Source organism: Acinetobacter sp. YH12070 (assembly GCF_013419625.1).
Classification (GTDB): domain Bacteria; phylum Pseudomonadota; class Gammaproteobacteria; order Pseudomonadales; family Moraxellaceae; genus Acinetobacter; species Acinetobacter amyesii.
Window position 1 is genome coordinate 52,302 of record NZ_VOZT01000002.1, and the last position, 19,335, is coordinate 71,636.

Consider the following 19,335-nt stretch of genomic DNA (forward strand, 5'->3'; position numbering starts at 1 on the left):
TACCTAATGTGTGGAAGATGGGAAATCAGATTGAGTGAATTCGGTACGCTGCGAGGTTTGCTGCCATACCGATAAAAAGTCAGCGTGTTGCGGCTGAGTTTGTAAATATTGAATCGTACTTTGAATCAGGTGCTGATGATCATTCAACAATAACTGCCCTTTCAGCAACAGCCAGCGTAAATAAATCAACCATGTATTGAGCACATCGCCTTCACAGTAGCTGGTCAGTTCAGTCCACTGTTGTTCACGTACATATTCAGGCACATGGTAGCCACCATCACCACGTTTACCAGGGAAACCAAGTAAATGTGCTGCATCGTCGAGCTTTTGAAAATGACGACCATGGAACATGGCCATGACATCCATCAAATCTACATGACGATGATGATAACGATTCTGGTAGTTATTATAGCGCTTTTGCGTATCAATCTCGCCCTGATCGAACAAACTTGGTGCAGATAGTCCGTGATACATGGCACGGAACAAAATTACAGGCAAATCAAACTGCGAACCGTTCCAACTAACCAAGGTCGGATGACGCTTTTCAAAAATAGAAACGAATTTTTTTAAAATTTCAGCTTCGCTATTGTCTTCACGACTAAATGAAAACAACTTCATGCCCTTTTCATCAATCCATAGTCCAGAGATACAGACAATTTCATGCAAGGCCAAACGCTGAAAATCCGTGCCCGCCTCTTGGCGACGCAGTTTAGTCAGCGCAGCATCTAAATCCACCTCAGGCAGATCCAGTCCATACAAATGCGCACCTGACTTCAAATCTGTCAGTGTTTCGATATCAAAAATTAAAACAGGTAAACGCATAAGTACTCACCAGTGCCGATCGGCCACTGTAATTATTCAGGATCAACAACAGAGAATAGACCAGTAGACAAGTATCGGTCACCACGGTCACATACGATGCAAACAATCACGGCATCCGGATTTTCTTCAGCCAATTTAACTGAAGCCCATACCGCACCACCCGATGAGGTACCTGCACTGATACCTTCTGTACGTGCTAAACGACGAGCTGTTTTTTCCGCTTCAATTTGCGGAATATCCATAATGCGATCAACACGTGAAGGGTCAAAAATCGTAGGAAGATATTCTTGTGGCCAACGGCGAATACCGGCAATGTTTGAACCTTCAGACGGTTGTAAACCAACAATTTGAATATCCGGATTTTGTTCTTTTAAATATTTTGAAATCCCCATAATGGTCCCGGTGGTTCCCATTGAGCTGACGAAATGTGTAATTTTACCACCTGTTTGTTTCCAAATTTCAGGCCCAGTAGTAAGGTAATGTGCTTCCACATTGTCTGGGTTACCAAACTGGTTTAGGACTAAACCTTTGCCGTCTTTTTCCATTTGAAGGGCAAGATCACGTGCTTCTTCCATGTTTTCTGATTCGATCAGTTCAGCACCGTAGGCACGCATGGCATCTTTACGCTCTTGGCTAGAACTTGCGGGCATGATCAAAGTCATTTTATAGCCACGCATTGCTGCAACCATGGCTAAAGCAATCCCCGTATTTCCGCTCGTCGCTTCAATCAACGTATCACCCAGTTTAATCTGACCACGCTTTTCCGCTTGCATAATCATGTTATATGCAGGGCGATCTTTGACCGAACCCGCTGGGTTATTGCCTTCTAACTTGGCTAATACTGTTGCTTGAGTATGACTTGCCAGACGCTGTAAACGCACTAACGGCGTGTTGCCGACGTAATGGTCTAATAAAAAATCGTCTGCTTGAAAATCAGGGGTTGTATTACTCATTATTCACACCTATATCGAGGTGCGCCTATTGTATGAAAAAATGCCTTTGCCTGCACCCATTTGCCTCGCTTTTTCGCGAAAGTGATTAAAGCGCAATCAGTTTTAAATAATCCATGCTAATATTCGGGGCATAAGGAATAAACTGCTTAAACCATGTCAAATATCAACAAAAAGCTTTTTAAACGCCTACACTTAAATCATGCCTATGGTCAGTTGATTGCACTTATTTTTGTGCCGATCACCATTTTGGCCTGTGTCGGTGCGATGTTGGTAATAACAGAAACCTCCAATGCAGCCAAAGCACAACAAAGACAAATGGCTGTTGCGATTCTGACGCGCTATCAACCGACATCAGAATCGGCTATAGAGTTGCTCAACCATTATCCGTGGCAGTTTGATCAAGCTCGTAATGCCATGCAAAGCATGTTGAACGAAAAACATTTGATTCGTGCTGCGATTATAGATTTCAAAGGCAATAACCGCCTGAGCATTGGCTTTCAAGATCAAGCTATTTGGCCTGCTTTTGACAGTAAGGCATCTTTTATTGGACCAATTGCACATCAGGGTAACCATGTTTATGCCCTGAAAATTTCAGATTCAACCCAGACGCCGGCATGGTTAAGCATTGAACTGGATAATCAACCGCTGCAAATTGCCCGCTATCGCGTGTTAATCGTGTTGATTGCAACAGGTTTATTGACGCTCTTATTACTTTTGCTTTGTTTGAATTTCTATTCACGTCGTTGGATTGCACCAATGTACGAAATTCGTATGCAGTTACAACGTTTAAATGCCGATACTCTAGATCAGCACATGATCATTAACAGTACTGGCGAGCTCCGTTTATTACAGCGTGATATTGCCAATGTGGTTAAACGCTTGCATTTCAGTTTCTTAGAGTTACGTGAACATACCGAACAAACTGAAGATGACTTAAGACGCACCCTCGATACTTTGGAAGTGCAAAACATCACCTATCGTCAAGCTCGTGACCAAGCGATCCATGCCAATCAGTCGAAGTCGGTGTTCTTAGCCAATATTTCCCATGAACTGCGCACGCCACTTAACAGTATTGATGGCTTTATTCATCTTTTACTGCGCCAAGGCAACCTCAGTAATGAGCAAAATTTATATCTACAAACGATTCGTAAATCTTCAGCGCATTTATTGGCTTTAATTAATGACGTGCTTGATTTCTCCAAAATTGATGCCGGCAAACTAGAACTCGAAACTGCACAATTCGACTTAGAAGAAGCCGTCTTTGATGTGATGGATATGTTGTCGCCATTGGCAGCGCAAAAGCATATTGATATGACCTTCTACTATGCGGACAATGTGCCGAAATTTGTGGTTGGTGATGCCCTGCGCTTCAAGCAAATTTTGACCAACTTAATTTCAAATGCGATTAAGTTCACTCCAGATGGTGAAATTATTGTCCGTGTCCGTATGGAGCATGATGACATCGGTCAATGCCTGCTGCACTTTAGTGTCCAAGACAGTGGAATTGGCTTAAGCGGTACCGACCGCAAAAAACTGTTTGAATCATTCTCACAAGGTGATGCATCTGTGACCCGCCAATTTGGCGGTACAGGTTTAGGTCTTGCCATTTCCAAACAATTGGTCAGCCTGATGCATGGACAAATTGGTTTTGAAGATAACCAAGAACGTGCCCCAACAGAAAAAGGCTCAACCTTCTGGTTTACTGCGCGCTTTGTGGTCGATGAAGAAATTGAAATTGTGCATCCACAATTTAGCAATCTACAAGTTGTTTCTTATTTGGCGCATCCAGCAACTGCCAATGTCCTGCGTCATTATTTAGAAAATTATGATGTTGAACATATTGAAACGCAGTCGATCCTTGATTTATTTAGCCGACTCAATCAGTTGCAAACCAACGAAAATACCTGGTTGATCGTCGATCATAGTGGTGACTCCGAAGCTTTACTCAAAGAAATTCGTCATCGTTATAGCGGTAACTTAGCGGTTTATGGCTACCAAATGATGCTCGATCCAAACATGTTGAACGAGTACCGTGCTCGCCCATTGCATCAACCCCTCAGCCGTACAGCGCTGATTCAGTTGTTGAGTAATGAGCCGTGGTTTGATCAAGAGCAACATGAAGAATTTAATGGTCAAGGTCTGCACATTTTGGCTGTCGACGATCATTTACCGAACCTGATTGTACTTGAAGCCCTGCTCTCTGAGTTAAATGTGAAAACCACCAAGGCTTTGAGTGGACAAGAAGCCATAGAAATCATTCAGGCTCGCCAAGAGCAAGGTTTGGCAGCTTTTGACCTCATCTTTATGGATATTCAAATGCCTGTGATGTCAGGTGTCGATACCACGCGCGCTATTCGTTCACTTGAGTCAACCTTTGAAAATCATAAGCGCCTTCCTATCATCGCTTTGACGGCACATGCGCTCTCTGATGAAAAACAAAAGCTTCTGCAAAGTGGTATGGATGACTATGTCACCAAGCCCATTCAAATGGATCAAATTATTCAAATCTTGACTCAATGGACTACCGATAACTTTAAGAAAGTGCCGGTTTTAGAGCGCAGTTCGGTGATTGAAGCCCTAGAGCCAAGTATTTTAGATTGGCAGCAAAGCTTGCAGTTGGCCGCGAATAAAGAAGACCTTGCGGTCGATTTACTGAAAATGCTCGTCGATAGCTTTGAGCAAGAAACCCATGAAATGGCACAGCTCATCGAAGATGAAGATTTTCCACAATTAGAGCATGTGCTACATCGGCTTTATGGCGCAACCCGCTATGTGGGCGCTCCGACCCTCCAAGAGGTTTCAGGTCATTTTGAGCAGTTTGTATCGACCTTACGTAAGGAACGCCGTAAAGCAGATGACGCTTTTGTCCAAGAAACCCTGAACCGTTTTGATGAGTTAAAAAATGTCATGGCTCAAGTTGAACACGCAGCTCAACAAATCTTAGCCAAACAAAATAATTAAGCACAGTCCGACTAAAGTCAGTGCCGTCCAGCTTCTGTTGTGACTGCACTGTCATGTATCCTATCAGGGTGCATGCTATGCTCGGGCGCAGAAACAACAAGAGTAATTACCATGGCTTTATTACGTGTAGAAAAAAATAATGGCATTGCAACGGTTTACTTAAACCGTCCAGAAAAACGTAATGCAATGAGCTTTGCATTGCTCAAAGAATTGGTCAGCACCGCTGAAAAATTAAAAAAAGATCGTAGCTTACGCTGTGTCATTTTAACCGGTGAAGCCAATGTATTTAGTGCTGGCATTGATTTGGCTGACCTAAATGATCCAAAAAATCGTGCCTATGCCGCGTGGGAACTGTTAAAGCCCGGTCAAAGTTTATTTCAAAAAGCCTTCCTGATTTGGCAACAGCTTCCTGTGCCGGTGATTGCCGCACTTGAAGGCTTTTGCTTTGGTGCAGGCATGCAACTTGCCTTGGCTGCCGATATCCGTATTGCCCACCCGAAAACGCAAATGTCGATTATGGAAAGTCGTTGGGGCTTAGTCCCTGATATGGGCTTAACGCGCTCACTCAAAGGTGTGATTGGACTGGATTTAGCCAAAGAATTAACCTTAACAGCACGTATTTTTGACGCAGAATATGCCAAGGAAATTGGATTGGTGACACATTTAAATGAACAACCTTTGCTTCAGGCGCAGCAGTTAGCCGAAGAATTATCACAACGTTCTCCAGATGCTTTGGCAGCAGCAAAACAAGTCTTAGATGCCATGGAACATAGTCCAAAACGATCTTTACGCTTAGAAAAAATCTGGCAATTAAAATTACTGCTCGGCAAAAACAGCCAATTGGCACGTAAAAAAGACAAGAACCCTGAGGTTCAGTTTTTACCACGCCAATATAAGTAAAATAGTCACACAGGATAGATTGAGTACAGCACATGGCGTTTGATCGTAATACAAAAATTGCATTTTTAGGTATGGGGCTGATGGGTAGCCGCATGGCCACGCGCCTCATTCAGGCAGGATTTGAAGTTGCGGTGTGGAACAGAACTGCTGCTGCGTGTGATGAGTTGATTGCGATTGGCGCGACAGCGCTTCAATTGGAGAAGATTGCCCATTATCCTGTGGTTTTATCTTGTCTCGCAGATGATGCTGCTGTTGCTGCGGTATATGCAAGCATCGAAAATCATTTAGCGGCAGGACAAATTATTGTCGACTTCTCGAGTCTATCTGTGAATCAAACTCATCAATTGGCTCATGCTGCAACGTTGAAACAAGTCACTTGGATTGACTCTCCTGTTTCGGGGGGCACAGCAGGCGCTGAGCAAGGCACTTTGGTCATCTTTGCCGGTGGTGATGCTCAAACGATTCAAGATTTGAGTCTGATCTACAATGTTTTATCACAACGTGTTACCCGCATGGGCGACTCAGGTACAGGTCAAGCCACCAAAATTTGTAATCAGCTGATCGTCGCTGCCAATAGCACGTTAATCGCAGAAGCCGTCGCATTAGCCGAGAAATCAGGTGTAGACACCACGTTATTAGCACCAGCACTTGCTGGTGGATTTGCAGACTCAAAGCCTTTTCAGATTTTAACTCCACGTATGGCAACGCATCAGTTCGAGCCCGTGCAATGGAAAGTTCAAACTTTATCTAAAGACCTGAATAATGCAGTCCAACTGGCTGCCCAGTTTGAATTAAGCATCCCTGTTGCCAGCCTTGCTTTATCGCAACTCAAAGCCCATCAGGACAATGGTTTTGCAGAAAAAGATTTAGCCACCATCATTCAACATGTCGAACATAACTAACGACTTTCACTTTAGAAGTAAATTGCTTCAAGGACGATATACATGACTCAGCTCGCGGTTAATTTATCCATGATTTTTACCGAAGTGCCATTGTTAGAGCGTTTTGCGTTGGCTCGTGAACACGGTTTTAAGCATGTAGAAATTCAGTTTCCGTATGAGCTGAGTATTGAGCAGATCCAAACCCAACTCACCATCAATGATTTAAGCCTGTGTTTAATCAATGTCCCTGCGGGTGATTTGATGCAAGGTGGTGATGGTCTTGCGGGAGTTCCGGGGCGTGAAAATCAATTTCATCAGGCCTTAGAACAATGCATTCGCTATGCCACTGCGTTAAATGTACCGAGTGTCAATATTTTAGCCGGCAAACAGCCACAAGATGCTGACTTGCTCCCATGTTTAAATACCTTGTCGAGCAACCTCAAACTGGCGTGCCACATGTTGTCTGAACATCATATTCAACCGGTATTTGAAATGATTAATGGCACTGATATGCCGCGCTTTTTGGTCCAAAATATTGCCCAAGCTCAGGAAATGCTTGAAGCTGTACAACACTCTGCTTTGAAGATGCAATATGACTGCTACCACATGGCGATGATGGGTGAAGATATTCTCAGTACTTTGGCAGAAAATATTCAGGATATCGGTCACATACAGTTTGCTGACTGTCCGGGGCGACATGAACCTGACTCAGCGCAGATTCCATTTGCAGAGATTTTTAAATGGTTAGATCAAAGCCAATATACAGGCTACATCGCGGCTGAATACCGACCACGAAGCAACTCATCACATTCTTTTGCGTGGAAAGACAAATACTTCCCTCATTTAGCCAATGGCCAATGACGTGTTGATTTGAAATTCAGCAACAAAACCGCTATATTAGACCATGTAAAATTGTCAGGAAATCATACCCTCTATGAATTTAGAACCATCGCCCAGCGCTTCTAATTCTCTCGATCTCGCAAAATCAACGCAAATCAAAGACGTACAAGCTTGCTTAGCTGTTGTACGTGAAGCACTTGAAGATGTAAAAGCCAAAGATATTATTGAACTTGATATCAGCACTATCAGCAACGTAGCAGATGCGATTGTTATTGCGAGCGGTACTTCAACTCGTCACATTAAGTCTCTTGCAGACAACGTGGCAGAAGAAGCACGTAAAGCTGGATTCCGCCCTATCGGTGTTGAAGGCGAACGTGATGCTGAATGGATCCTGATTGATCTCGGTTTTGTAGTGGTACATGTGATGTTACCTACAGCACGTAAATTCTATGATTTAGAAAGCTTATGGCGTACAGCTCCAGAAACTGTAGCTTAAGCTTCCAGAAAAAAGCGACCTAATTAGGTCGCTTTTTTTATCCCTTCACTTTATACACGGACAATCAGCTTCATGGTGTTTTACCCCCGACACTAAAGCAGTTGGTGTAAATCCACCTCAGGATAATTGGCTTTAATTTTCAGCTTGGTTTGTGCATAAACTTGGTCTGCACGCATCGGGCCATAAAAGTCACAATACACTTCATAAATGCTCGTTAAAACTTTGGCATAACTGGTCAAAGGCAAAAACTCGACAAAACTCGCTGAATTAATTTGTGCATTTGCCGCAATTGCCAGCCCGATTTCTTCTAATTGCTGAATCACATCTTGGGTGAAATCAGCCTGATCTGTAGATTTCACCGTCAGCATGACTGACTCGATAAAGCCTAAAAAGGCCTCGCTAATGGTCTCTGCAATGAGCTCGTCTTCTTGCTCCTGCTCCTGCGGTTTTTCAACCCGTAACAGTTCCTGCTTTTCCAAGGTAGATAACTCATACAAGACTTGCTTCAGCATATCTTTACGATAAAAGCGTAGCTCTTCTGTGGTACAGATATCATTTAAGAAGCGATTTAAGACAAATGACGGTTTCATGCTGTACTGCTGCTCCCAGTGCCGTAGTGCACTGTCGAGTAAAGTCCCATGAATAAATTGTTGTAAGCCTTTTTCTAAAGCTTCGCGGCGTTGTGCCAAATTCAACAGTTCGGTGCTCATTGCATTACTCCTGTTAATGACGTTTGGTCATATCATCCGTTTCAAAAGTCACATCTTTTTGAAACTCGGGATAAGACAATTCAGCATGCTCGGTATAGTCCAAACCACGTTGTTCATGTTGCTTACTCACCCGTAAGCCACCCAATAATTGATCCAAGACCTTAAATACAATGAACGCAACGCCAAAGCCCCATAAAAAGGCTGCAATCACTCCAAGCCCTTGTATCGCGATGACATCGCCATTAAACATATTATTTTCAAGGAAGATCCCTGCAGCCAATGTTCCCCATGCGCCACAGAATCCATGCACGGTCACCGCATCAACCACATCATCCAGTTTCATTTCTTCCATGAGCATTGGTAGGAAGGTCACCATCACACCTGCACATAAACCGGTGATGACCGCATACAGTGGAGACATCGTTGCACAGCCTGCCGTAATGGCAACCAAGCCACCCAGTGAGGCATTGATCGTACTGCGGATCAAAATGGCTTTAGATCGGATGAGACAGAGCAACATATATGCAACCACGGCAGCACACGCCGCAAGATGCGTATTTAAAGCAATACGTCCTACGCTGACATTGGCATTAATGGTCGAGCCTGCATTAAAACCAAACCATGCTAACCATAAAATAAAACCGCCTAATGCTACCAAAGGTAAGTTATGCCCTGGTAAATAATGGCTTTGCCCATTGCGTCCAAATCGACCCAAACGTGGTCCCAATACAATGATGCCAGCCAAGGCAACCCAGCCGCCCATTGAATGCACCACGGTCGAACCTGCAAAGTCGATAAATCCGAGTGCTTTTAACCAACCGTCTCCGCCAAATAAACTGCCCCATGCCCAACTACCAAAGACAGGATAAATCAGACCTGAGACAACGGCCGCACTCACCACATAAGCGACAAAATGAATCCGCTCTGCCATTGCACCACTGGCAATGGTGGTTGCCGTTGCAGCAAACATCATTTGGAAAAATAGAAGGTTCCAGTGCCAATCATCCAGTTGATCGGGTGCAAAATGACTGAAGCCAAACCAGCCCGTGGTATTGACCCCAAACATCAGACCAAAACCCACCAACCAAAACACCAGACCACCCAAGCAGGCATCCATGTAGTTTTTCATGAGTACATTCACGGTATTTTTACTGCGAACTGAACCACTTTCGATCATGGCAAATCCGGCTTGCATAAAGAACACCAAGATACCGCCCAGTACCACCCAAATACTGTCGAGCGAGATACGAATTTCTTGAATATTACTGGCGATTTGCGGGTCAACTGCCCATGCAGTCGATGTCAGGACACTCAGAAACAGTGCCATCAAGTATGTTTTTTTCATGATTATTCCCCCAAGAATAACCATGCTGTGCAAAAAGAATACCAAATTTCAGACAATTAATTATTTTTCAATGCATTGCGTCACAAAACCAGTTCGCGACAATATTTTGAATCACTGAGATCGAATTTAATGGAACAAAACAGCTCATCGATCTGTACCTTGGTTTCAAAACACGCATCAATTTGATTCAAGCACCTGATGCGCTAAATATTTGTGCACTTTTAGTGTGAAGCATTCATTAATCAAAAGCCAAGAAAATAAAAGCGAAGAAAACAAAAAACCACCCGAAGGTGGTTTAAATCTTCCTCAATCCCGCTTTATCACAGCGGGACTTTGGCAATATGGATTAATGACCACCGCCATTAATGGCTTTTGTCATATCTTCCACAACTTTCTTCGCATCACCGAAGATCATCATCGTTTTATCGTTATAGAACAAGTCATTATCTAGACCTGCGTAGCCTGTAGCCATAGAACGTTTGATCACCATAATGGTACGTGCTTTATGCGCTTCAAGGATTGGCATACCGTAAATTGGAGAACTTGGATCGTCTTTTGCCGCTGGGTTCACAACGTCATTCGCACCAATCACCAGTACTACATCTGTTGCTGGGAAGTCTGAGTTGATCTCGTCCATTTCAAGAATGTCTTCGTATGCAACATCAGCTTCAGCTAAAAGTACGTTCATGTGACCCGGCATACGACCTGCCACTGGGTGAATCGCAAAACGAACTTTTACACCTTGTTCTTTTAAGATTTCACACAATTCTTTCACGGCATTTTGTGCACGACCTTGCGCCATACCATAACCCGGTACGATCACCACGCTATCCGCATTTGACATCAAGAAGCCAGCATCGTCTGCAGAGCCTGAACGGTGATTACGCTGTGCTTTTTCACCATTATCCGCCGCCGCTACTGCTGTACCACCCATTGCACCACCAAACAAAACGTTGATGATTGAACGGTTCATGGCTTTACACATGATGTAAGACAGAATTGCACCCGATGAACCAACCAGTGAACCTGCAACAATCAGCATGTTGTTTTCAAGCGTGAAACCAATCCCTGCTGCTGCCCAACCTGAGAACGAGTTCAGTAGCGATACCACCACTGGCATATCACCACCGCCTACTGGTGCAATCCATACCCAACCAAATGCCAGTGCAAGAACAGTCATTGCCCAGAAAGCATTCATGTTGCCTGTAGTGAAGAAGTAGATACCACACGCCAACATCGCAAGGAAAATTAAGGCTTGAACAGGTTTTACCCATCCACCTGAAATGGTTTTTGCCCATTTCTTCGCAGCCAATTTACCGTAAGCAAATACCGACGCTGTGAATGTAATCGCACCAACGAAACAGCCTACAAACAATTCAAATAAATGAACTTTGCTCATGTGGGCATGTTCTACACCCGCTGCTGTTAATACCGCTTCATTCTCCGCGAATGCCGCAGTCAATTGGTTGTTATGTAGAATCGCAGCGATCGCAATCAGTACCGCAGCCAAACCGACCAATGAGTGCATCAGTGCCACAGTTTCAGGCATTTGCGTCATCGGAACTGTTTTTGCACGTGCAATACCAACGACCGCACCCAACACCATTGCACCCACAATCATCCAAATCACTGGATGATCTGCGACAAAGAATGTAGTAATTACAGCAATTGCCATTGCGATCATGCCATAACGGTTACCTTGAATCGCAGTTTTTGGACCAGACAAACCACGCAACGTTAAGATAAAAAGAACGGCACCAATCAGGTAGAACCAATCCGCATATTCTTTAATGAATTCCATGGATTAACCCTCTTTTTTCTTTTGCTTAGGTTTGAACATTTCAAGCATACGTGCAGTCACCGCAAAGCCACCAAAAATGTTGATACTTGCAAGGAAAACGGCAATCGCACCTAAAATACTCACTACGTTAATGCTTTGGAACTGTACGCTTGCATCCACAATACCTGGGATACCAACGGTTTGAATCATCGCACCAACGATAATGATCGATGACAAAGCATTGGTTACAGCCATTAATGGTGTGTGTAGCGCAGGTGTTACCCCCCAAACCACGTAGTAACCAACAAAGATTGCCAAGACAAAAATAGTAATCGTTTCAACCATGATGATTCTCCTTAACCACGTTTCAGCAGCACTTGGCCGCCATGAGTGACAAGTAGTGCTTTTTGAATTTCTTCTTCAGGGTTAATTGCGAAGTTCTTTTCGCTATCAAACAGGGTTTCAATGAAATTCAAAACGTTACGTGCATACAGTGCCGACGCTTCAGTCGAAACTGTTGAAGGAATATTTGGAATACCGAGAATTTTCACGCCATTTGCAGTCACAACATTTTCGCCGCAGACAGAACCTTCAACGTTACCGCCAGTTTCAACCGCCATATCTAAAATGATTGAGCCCGGTTTCATTTTGGCAACAGTTTCTGCTTTGATTAAACGTGGTGCGTCACGGCCCGGCAATAATGCAGTCGTAATCACGATGTCAGCATTCGATACGGCTTTATCAACAATAATCGCTTGGTCACGAATGTAGTCTTCACCTGGCATCCAGCCATAACCATTTTTTGCAGCATCAGCTGCTTTTTGTTGCTCTTCTGGTGACATTGGTACGTCTAACCATTTACCACCCAAAGATTCAACTTGGTCACGTGCTGTAGGACGTAAGTCAGTTGCTTCAACTACGGCACCTAAACGTTTCGCTGTTGCAATAGCTTGTAAGCCTGCAACACCTACGCCCATGATCACAACACGTGCAGGTTTTACTGTACCTGCTGCTGTCATCAGCATTGGGAACATACGTTGATATTCTGCCGCAGCCAAAAGCACAGATTTATAACCTGAAAGGTTGGCTTGAGATGAAAGTACGTCCATGTTTTGCGCACGAGATAAGGTCCGTGGCAAAAGTTCCAATGCAAATGCAGACACGTTTTGTGACGCAAATTGGTCAAGTTCGGTGTTGCGGTAAGGGTCAAACATCCCCACAACGGTGGTGCCCGCTGTGAGTTTTTGAATTTCGTCACCTTTAGGCGCACGAACTTTCAAAATCATTTGACTACCGGTATAGGCATCATCCGTAATTTTGGCACCAACTTGTTCATAGGCGCTATCGATGTAAGCAGCGTTTACCCCTGCTCCACGTTCAATAACGACGCTATGACCAGCGCTGATCAACTTCTTTACTGTTTCAGGCGTCGCAGCGACGCGATTTTCACCGACAACAGTTTCGGCTGGAATTCCGATCTGCATGAGCGTTCCTCAAGCTAATTTTTCTTAAGTAAACATCGCAATCCGCGATGTCTCCCCTCAGGATGTGTTTTTGTACAATTTTTGGATTCTAATTGAACTTTTTTAAAATACTACCCAATATTTATTTAATAAATGCCCATATTTTGAACTCATGATTCATGAAAAGAATGATGCGATATTTCATTTATTCAGTTTTATTTGTCGATTTATTACTCATTTTTATTCTACTTATAACTTTTTAATATTACTTAAGACTCAAAACATAAATAATTTAGTCGGTTTTAGCGCGTATTGTTTCAGCGCGTTGATCATTGTGACATTTTCATTCGACAACTAATGATTCGAACTTGTCGTTACAAATCGACTTAAGTCAGGTAAAGCCAGTCGTTCATTCAAACTGCATCAGCTCGTTGACTCATTTGACAGTTTTGACGTGCTGACTGGTATTGAAAACTGACTTTTTTCTACCACAGTCTAGTCAAATCGGTCAGCTTGAATATTCGATGAATTTTTGCGCACGTTTCGGGTTTATCGAAGTCTTGCCCTCCCCACCTGATGCTTCACCTTAAGTCTTAGAATTGGCTTTTTTAGCTAAAAAAATAATTTTTTGAATATTTAGCATTATGATATCGCTATTGGCTTTGTATCACCAAAAACAATAATTGCACCATTTGTGTGCAATTTTCACCTTAAATGTTTCAGCCTGATATATTTGACCTGCAGAGTCATGTTGCGGTGAAAAAATTTAAAACCAAATTGGTCATTTCTTCCGCTGTTTTCATGTTTGATCTAGCAATCACTTATGCATAAAGGAATAAGTACTATTCTTTTTTTGCATTTTTACTCGCACGATGCATTTTTTATAATCAAAATGACAGTTCAAATTTATCGGAACAATGCTGTCGAATTCGTTCAGTCGTTATTAGGCACACCTTAACTTATGTCAAGAAACCTTAGTCCGCACTTCATCGGTGCAATTTTTGCGCTGATTGCTGCCTTCTTGTTTAGTACCAAAGCGATTTTTATTAAGCAAGCCTATGCACTTTCTCCTCTTGTCGATGCCACTGTCCTCATGGCTTTACGCATGATGAGTGCATTGCCGTTTTTCTTGGTCATTGCATGGCTAAGTCGACGTTCCTATCAAACGATTCAACGAAAAGATTGGGTACTTTTGCTCATTTCCGGTTTAATCGGCTATTACTTTTCAAGCTGGCTCGACTTCCGTGGCTTGATGTATATCAGTGCTTCGCTTGAACGGATTATTCTTTTTCTATATCCCACATTAACTGTACTGGCTTCCGCTGTTTTATTCAAAAAGCCACTGAGTTTTAAAACCATCCTTGCCCTGATTTTAAGTTATGGCGGGACAGTATTAGTGATGCTACAAGAACAAAGTACCACACCACATGATCAGTATTTTTGGCTCGGATGTAGTTTGGTTTTTGCCAGTGCCGTGTTATTTGCAATTTACTTATTACTCACGCCAGGCCTCATGCAAAAGTTTGGTTCTTTACACTTTACTGGTCTAGCCCTGAGCATAGCCTGCGTTGGGACGATTATTCATTTTCTATTTGCAACACCACAGCCTATCGCCTTGCTCCAACAACTCCCGAGTCAAGTCTGGCTGTATGGTTTAGCGCTAGGACTATTGGTAACCGTGCTTCCAACCATTTTGATGATGCAAAGTATCGTCCGACTTGGGGCTGCACAATCGGCCATGATTGCATCTATCGGGCCCATTTTAACGATTTTACTGGCCGTCGCTTTATTGAATGAACACTTAAACCTATGGCAATGGGTCGGTTGCGGTCTGAATATGCTGGGTGTCTTGATGATCAGTCTCAGTAAGAAATCCTAAACGCGTGCGTGGATACAATTCACAGAGAAACACTTTAAGACCTGTTTGATTTTCCTTATAGTGACCACAACAGCGTGGCAGCAAATTCTTTGCATACGCTTCCGCCCAATATCTGGACAATTTATGAAAGCCTCGATCGACATTAGCCATGATAAAACCCTGTTGTGGCTTATGGCTGCTGCATGTGGTTTATGTGCGGGTGCCAATTATTATTGCCAACCTTTAGTGGCTTCTATCCAACAGAGCTTTCAAACTCCACAATCTGAAGTTGCGCTAACCGTCACCTTTGCGCAAATTTCTTATGCTTTGGGTCTACTGTTTATTGTGCCGATTGGCGATATTGTGAATAAAGCCAAATTTATTCCATTACTCATGCTTGGTGCGACTGTCGGTTTAGCCCTCTGTGCTTTTTCGACCAATCTATACATGCTTTGGGCAGGAACCATTATCACGGGGCTATTTTCAGTGGCTGCTCAGGTTCTTATCCCTTTGGTCACTGTTGCGATACGACCTGAAAAAATTGGGGCAGTTGTTGGCTTTTTAATGAGTGGGTTATTGGTCGGCATTCTGTTATCGACCAGTCTCTCTGGCTTATTGTCCTATCTATTTCATTGGAAATCGATTTACATCCTCAGTGCGCTCTTGATGTTGGTATTAGCACTCTTACTCAAAAAACGTCTGCCCGTGGTCAGCATCACACGGATGCCCTACAGCCAAGTTTTCCAGTCAATGGGCGCATTACTCAAACATGAGCCACGGTTAATTTTCCGTTCTCTAATTGGAGGCTGTGTCTTTGCCGCGATGAGTATGCTGTTTTCCACCATTGCCATGTTACTGACTGAGCCACCTTTTCAATTGGCCGATGTTTGGGTCGGTGTTGTGACTTTAGTTGGTGTATTTGGTGCCCTATCGACACAGTGGATTGGGCGTTGGGCGGATTTGGGTTTCAACCGAAAATTAACTTGGCTCGGTTGCAGCATCTTGGCCCTCAGTTGGGGACTGCTGTATTTGGGTGGATCATCTATAGCTTTTTATATTTTGGGCTATGGTTTAATCAATCTAGGTTTGGCAATGGTGCATAGCTGTAATCAAAATATTATTTTCCAACTCAACCCGATTGCACGCTCTCGAATCAATTCAATTTACATGACTTTTTATTTTGTCGGTGGTGCATGTGGTTCAGCTTTGGGCGTATTTGCATGGCATCATGGCGGCTGGACCACCACCTGCATGACAGGGATTGCCTTAGTGATTGCTTCTGGTTTTTTTGTATTGATCGATCAACTCTATACTTCGCGGCAACTAAAATATCCACAATGAGAAGTATTCATCACCGCAATAAAGCCACAATAAGTGGCTTTATTTTTACAAATTAACTGACCTGCACCACAGGATAAAAGGGTTTGCCTAAATCCAAGGTTTCTGCATTTTCCAAAAGAATCACCATAAACACCGGTAAGAGTGCCAACAGTATTGTGCAGCCGTCTTGAAGCTGTTTCCGATTGACCGAACTTTTATAGGTCGCGCCGCCATGAACCATTTGATTGCGTAGCGTATACATGCGATTGAACAGCACCATTAAAATATCAACGGAATCTTTTTCTTTAAGCGCGCGTAGTACTTTCTGTTTTTCATGCGCCAAGCCCTCTTTGCATGCGTCATGGCTAATTTTTTGATTTTGATAATCCCAAAAACCCTGATAAACATAGGGATTATCCAAAAACAACCGTATCGGCTGACTAAAACGCTCCCATAAAATATTATAGATTTTATGCTCTGCATCCTTTTGGCAAATCACATATAAAAACTGCCTTAAGCTTTGCTTGTCCTGAGCAATCTGTAAGTCTTGCGCATATATTGCGTTGAAGGACACCCACAAACTGATAAATTGCAAATCGAGGTCATCTTGAAGATCAATCGACTTTTTCAGCCAACTCAAACCTCGATGAATGCGTAAATTAAATTGGTCGGTATGTTCCGACTTTTTACTTTTGAATATTTCTTCAAGTAGCATCATGCCTGCTAAATTCCAATGGATAATTCGTTTATTTTTCTACCATTTGAACTTAGCGCAATTGTTTACCGGCATGCAATCAAAATATCTCTGTATTCAACTATTTGGTTTCATCTTGTGTGAGATAGGTATAACGTTCTAACAGATCATTTTCATCAAAAATCAATTCATAAGACATTTTCTTTCCATTAAAAACGGATTCGGCAGGTGTTCCTAAAAGTTCCCATAACCCCACGGTCGCCACATCTGCAGCACCATGCCAAAATGCACGTCCGACTTTACTGGCAGTCGAATAACCTTGGGTAAAAGTATAAATTTCATAGCGTTTGCCATTTTTATATTCAGAGGTGATCGGTGCGCCAAATTCAGCAATCACCAAGTTACGAGACAGCCCTTGTTGAATCATTTCGGTATTTTTCTTGTTTGGCTGCTTGCTTGCCATGACAACTGAACAGCCTGTTGTGCCTGACAATGTGAAAACTAAAGCTATTCCTAAGCAGGTCTTTTTCATCATGTGGTATTCCCCAAATTCTTCACATTTCTATTTTTAATTTTTGATTTTCATCTGCTGTTGATCTTAATTGTTTATTTCATCTTTTTCATTTTTTTATACGACTATTCGTCTGATTTTTAGAATGATTAGCGCTTGAAAGAATCACCTTTATGAAGGTTTTAGACTGAATAATGCTTTAAGTGAATTATTGTTCTGTTGGTGACGAATTCGGTGGAACAAACCAGTTTTTCCAAGAGCTACTGTGGCGAGTTTCAATTGCAACGGTAGGGATGAGCTCTTGCTTCAGCATTTTTTCTTGACCGACGGCTTTCGCCAACCGCGCTTTGACCGAGTGTATACACTCACGGTCTTCAAACTCACAGCGGTCAAGGTTGGAGCCACCACAGGGTCCATTGGCTAATCCTTTGGGACAGGTTTCAGGACAAATATATAAGGTTTCACCTAAACGACATTGTCCGCAACTTTCACAACCCACGATGCCATGTTTACTGATAAATTCTGTTTTCAGCAAGGCCGCATCAGCTTTCGGTTTTTGCCATAATTTGGCCGAAAAAATATAAGATCCCGCCCCTTTGGCCAGTTTTGAACTAAAAAATAACTCATGCATGACATGCATACTTTTATATTTCAAAACCTGTTCAACTGGAGCCTTATGGTTATTTGCGCCCGTCGGGTGGAAGTTCACATCGACACTAGAGCGCCAAAGCATCTTCCATTTTGCTAAACATTGTTCAAACGTTAATGTGGCAAATTGCAGAATTGCTTTTTGCAACTTCTCTTGTTCTTCTGCTTTATGGCAAGCCGATAAATGAACCCCTGCATAGCCCAATTGCTGACACATTAAAATTTGTAAGGCACAGCGAGTATAGACATTTTGTTCAGCTTGTATGGCATCAGTTTGCTGTTCTTGTTGCAAAAAATTTAATACATCTGCTGAAAGCACGATGCCTGCGACTTTTTGCTTGGCCATAAAGCGGGCACGGGTAAATGTCAGAGGCATGACACAAGCCAATACAGGTACATGTGGATAGTATTGCTGCATATAGTGTTGGTAACTGCTCAACACATCCATGTCAAAGCCCAACTGTGTAATCACATAGTCAGCGCCAGCTTGAATTTTTTTATTCAGTTTAAAATACTGCGCATCCTTTTCTGCTTCTGCATATTTAAAAGGATTAAATGCCACTCCTAAATAAAACCCGCCAAAGTCTTTGGCTGCCATGACTTGATTGACCGACTCTAAATAACGGCTCCGTAGAGTCGGATCATTTGCCCCATCCTGATGCTGCTTGAGTTTATCACCACTGAGCAAAAGTAAATTCTCTACCCCGTGCTGCTGAGCATCTTTCAGAAAAGTTTGAAAATCTGAGATATCTCGACCTTTCCCCGAATAATGCAGAATTTTTTCAATGCTTTGAGGGTAGTCTTGCATTGCTTCTAAAGGAGCAATATCCGTGTCACTTTGTACTCGGTCAGCCAATGTCATGCACACAGGAAAGCCTGCAAATGTCGTTGGGACCAGATGCGTTTTTTGCGTCGTTAGATATTCAAACGAGATACAAAACTGGCGTTGCAATAGATATTGGGAAAATAAAGACATAAAGGCAGGCAGTTAAATCTGCTGAGAAACCATACAATAAAGTTTATAAAATTATAGATTAATCACATAAAAATTTAAATTACTTAAGCCACACTTCCGACTTTTTCTAGCCTGACCTTGAATATGTCACGCTAGCAAGACCATGCCCCAAACCACAATTTATGCTAATATTGCGCG

17 protein-coding genes are annotated in these 19,335 nt (G+C 42.8%); 7 read left to right on the forward strand and 10 right to left on the reverse strand.

Annotated features, from left to right (window positions below):
• Positions 1–3: 3 nt before the first annotated feature.
• On the reverse strand, positions 4–822 hold the full coding sequence (locus FTU17_RS01030; RefSeq protein WP_078191277.1) for a 3'-5' exonuclease: 819 nt from the start codon (positions 820–822) through the stop codon (positions 4–6).
• Positions 823–854: 32 nt separating this feature from the next.
• Entirely contained in the window at positions 855–1,775 is a 921-nt protein-coding gene (gene cysM / locus FTU17_RS01035) for a cysteine synthase CysM (RefSeq protein WP_180055878.1), read from the reverse strand.
• Between the two features lie 153 nt (positions 1,776–1,928).
• Here cysM and FTU17_RS01040 point away from each other — a divergent pair, with 153 nt between their 5' ends.
• The 5 genes from FTU17_RS01040 (at position 1,929) to rsfS (ending at position 7,853) form a co-directional block, all read left to right on the forward strand.
• Complete coding sequence (locus tag FTU17_RS01040; RefSeq protein WP_180134510.1) at positions 1,929–4,736, forward strand: ATP-binding protein; 2,808 nt, start codon at positions 1,929–1,931, stop codon at positions 4,734–4,736.
• A 111-nt stretch (positions 4,737–4,847) separates the two neighbouring features.
• Positions 4,848–5,636, forward strand: a complete 789-nt coding sequence (locus FTU17_RS01045) for a crotonase/enoyl-CoA hydratase family protein (protein WP_180009005.1) — start codon at positions 4,848–4,850, stop codon at positions 5,634–5,636.
• A gap of 32 nt (positions 5,637–5,668) precedes the next feature.
• Positions 5,669–6,538 carry an NAD(P)-dependent oxidoreductase gene (locus FTU17_RS01050; RefSeq protein WP_180009003.1) on the forward strand — a complete coding sequence of 290 codons (870 nt, stop codon included), beginning with the start codon at positions 5,669–5,671 and terminating at the stop codon, positions 6,536–6,538.
• A gap of 42 nt (positions 6,539–6,580) precedes the next feature.
• Entirely contained in the window at positions 6,581–7,378 is a 798-nt protein-coding gene (locus FTU17_RS01055; RefSeq protein ID WP_180009001.1) for a hydroxypyruvate isomerase family protein, read from the forward strand.
• Positions 7,379–7,451: 73 nt separating this feature from the next.
• A complete protein-coding gene (gene rsfS, locus FTU17_RS01060) occupies positions 7,452–7,853 on the forward strand; it encodes a ribosome silencing factor (protein WP_078191283.1) in 402 nt (133 codons plus the stop codon).
• A 92-nt stretch (positions 7,854–7,945) separates the two neighbouring features.
• Here rsfS and FTU17_RS01065 read toward each other — a convergent pair whose 3' ends face one another.
• The 5 genes from FTU17_RS01065 to FTU17_RS01085 form a co-directional block, all read right to left on the reverse strand.
• Positions 7,946–8,563, reverse strand: coding sequence for a hypothetical protein (locus FTU17_RS01065; protein ID WP_168378723.1), 618 nt, complete (start codon positions 8,561–8,563; stop codon positions 7,946–7,948).
• 13 nt (positions 8,564–8,576) lie between these two features.
• Positions 8,577–9,908, reverse strand: a complete 1,332-nt coding sequence (locus FTU17_RS01070) for an ammonium transporter (protein WP_180134511.1) — start codon at positions 9,906–9,908, stop codon at positions 8,577–8,579.
• Positions 9,909–10,254: 346 nt separating this feature from the next.
• Complete coding sequence (locus FTU17_RS01075; protein ID WP_078191286.1) at positions 10,255–11,709, reverse strand: NAD(P)(+) transhydrogenase (Re/Si-specific) subunit beta; 1,455 nt, start codon at positions 11,707–11,709, stop codon at positions 10,255–10,257.
• A gap of 3 nt (positions 11,710–11,712) precedes the next feature.
• Positions 11,713–12,033: a proton-translocating transhydrogenase family protein gene (locus FTU17_RS01080; RefSeq protein WP_078191287.1), complete on the reverse strand. Its 321-nt coding sequence runs from the start codon at positions 12,031–12,033 to the stop codon at positions 11,713–11,715.
• A gap of 11 nt (positions 12,034–12,044) precedes the next feature.
• On the reverse strand, positions 12,045–13,172 hold the full coding sequence (locus FTU17_RS01085) for a Re/Si-specific NAD(P)(+) transhydrogenase subunit alpha (RefSeq protein WP_111885447.1): 1,128 nt from the start codon (positions 13,170–13,172) through the stop codon (positions 12,045–12,047).
• Between the two features lie 940 nt (positions 13,173–14,112).
• On the opposite strand from FTU17_RS01085, the gene FTU17_RS01090 reads away from it, so the two are divergent.
• Both FTU17_RS01090 and FTU17_RS01095 read left to right on the forward strand, forming a co-directional pair.
• Positions 14,113–15,030: a DMT family transporter gene (locus FTU17_RS01090; protein ID WP_180004610.1), complete on the forward strand. Its 918-nt coding sequence runs from the start codon at positions 14,113–14,115 to the stop codon at positions 15,028–15,030.
• Between the two features lie 123 nt (positions 15,031–15,153).
• Positions 15,154–16,350 carry an MFS transporter gene (locus tag FTU17_RS01095; protein ID WP_180134512.1) on the forward strand — a complete coding sequence of 399 codons (1,197 nt, stop codon included), beginning with the start codon at positions 15,154–15,156 and terminating at the stop codon, positions 16,348–16,350.
• A 52-nt stretch (positions 16,351–16,402) separates the two neighbouring features.
• Here the strand turns inward: FTU17_RS01095 and FTU17_RS01100 are convergent, their stop codons facing one another.
• From FTU17_RS01100 to FTU17_RS01110, 3 genes are all read right to left on the reverse strand, one after another.
• Positions 16,403–17,047: a HEPN domain-containing protein gene (locus FTU17_RS01100; RefSeq protein ID WP_180004612.1), complete on the reverse strand. Its 645-nt coding sequence runs from the start codon at positions 17,045–17,047 to the stop codon at positions 16,403–16,405.
• A 97-nt stretch (positions 17,048–17,144) separates the two neighbouring features.
• Positions 17,145–17,555 (reverse strand): hypothetical protein, encoded by a 411-nt coding sequence (locus FTU17_RS01105; RefSeq protein ID WP_180009025.1) that lies wholly within the window; start codon positions 17,553–17,555, stop codon positions 17,145–17,147.
• Between the two features lie 187 nt (positions 17,556–17,742).
• Complete coding sequence (locus FTU17_RS01110) at positions 17,743–19,158, reverse strand: methylenetetrahydrofolate reductase C-terminal domain-containing protein (RefSeq protein WP_180134513.1); 1,416 nt, start codon at positions 19,156–19,158, stop codon at positions 17,743–17,745.
• Between the last annotated feature and the right edge of the window lie 177 nt (positions 19,159–19,335).

Coding starts and splice junctions, on each gene's coding strand:
- FTU17_RS01030 (WP_078191277.1), bottom strand. CDS start 822: ATGCGTTTACCTGTTTTAATTTTTGATATCGAAACACTGACAGATTTG.
- cysM (WP_180055878.1), bottom strand. CDS start 1,775: ATGAGTAATACAACCCCTGATTTTCAAGCAGACGATTTTTTATTAGAC.
- FTU17_RS01040 (WP_180134510.1), top strand. CDS start 1,929: ATGTCAAATATCAACAAAAAGCTTTTTAAACGCCTACACTTAAATCAT.
- FTU17_RS01045 (WP_180009005.1), top strand. CDS start 4,848: ATGGCTTTATTACGTGTAGAAAAAAATAATGGCATTGCAACGGTTTAC.
- FTU17_RS01050 (WP_180009003.1), top strand. CDS start 5,669: ATGGCGTTTGATCGTAATACAAAAATTGCATTTTTAGGTATGGGGCTG.
- FTU17_RS01055 (WP_180009001.1), top strand. CDS start 6,581: ATGACTCAGCTCGCGGTTAATTTATCCATGATTTTTACCGAAGTGCCA.
- rsfS (WP_078191283.1), top strand. CDS start 7,452: ATGAATTTAGAACCATCGCCCAGCGCTTCTAATTCTCTCGATCTCGCA.
- FTU17_RS01065 (WP_168378723.1), bottom strand. CDS start 8,563: ATGAGCACCGAACTGTTGAATTTGGCACAACGCCGCGAAGCTTTAGAA.
- FTU17_RS01070 (WP_180134511.1), bottom strand. CDS start 9,908: ATGAAAAAAACATACTTGATGGCACTGTTTCTGAGTGTCCTGACATCG.
- FTU17_RS01075 (WP_078191286.1), bottom strand. CDS start 11,709: ATGGAATTCATTAAAGAATATGCGGATTGGTTCTACCTGATTGGTGCC.
- FTU17_RS01080 (WP_078191287.1), bottom strand. CDS start 12,033: ATGGTTGAAACGATTACTATTTTTGTCTTGGCAATCTTTGTTGGTTAC.
- FTU17_RS01085 (WP_111885447.1), bottom strand. CDS start 13,172: ATGCAGATCGGAATTCCAGCCGAAACTGTTGTCGGTGAAAATCGCGTC.
- FTU17_RS01090 (WP_180004610.1), top strand. CDS start 14,113: ATGTCAAGAAACCTTAGTCCGCACTTCATCGGTGCAATTTTTGCGCTG.
- FTU17_RS01095 (WP_180134512.1), top strand. CDS start 15,154: ATGAAAGCCTCGATCGACATTAGCCATGATAAAACCCTGTTGTGGCTT.
- FTU17_RS01100 (WP_180004612.1), bottom strand. CDS start 17,047: ATGATGCTACTTGAAGAAATATTCAAAAGTAAAAAGTCGGAACATACC.
- FTU17_RS01105 (WP_180009025.1), bottom strand. CDS start 17,555: ATGAAAAAGACCTGCTTAGGAATAGCTTTAGTTTTCACATTGTCAGGC.
- FTU17_RS01110 (WP_180134513.1), bottom strand. CDS start 19,158: ATGTCTTTATTTTCCCAATATCTATTGCAACGCCAGTTTTGTATCTCG.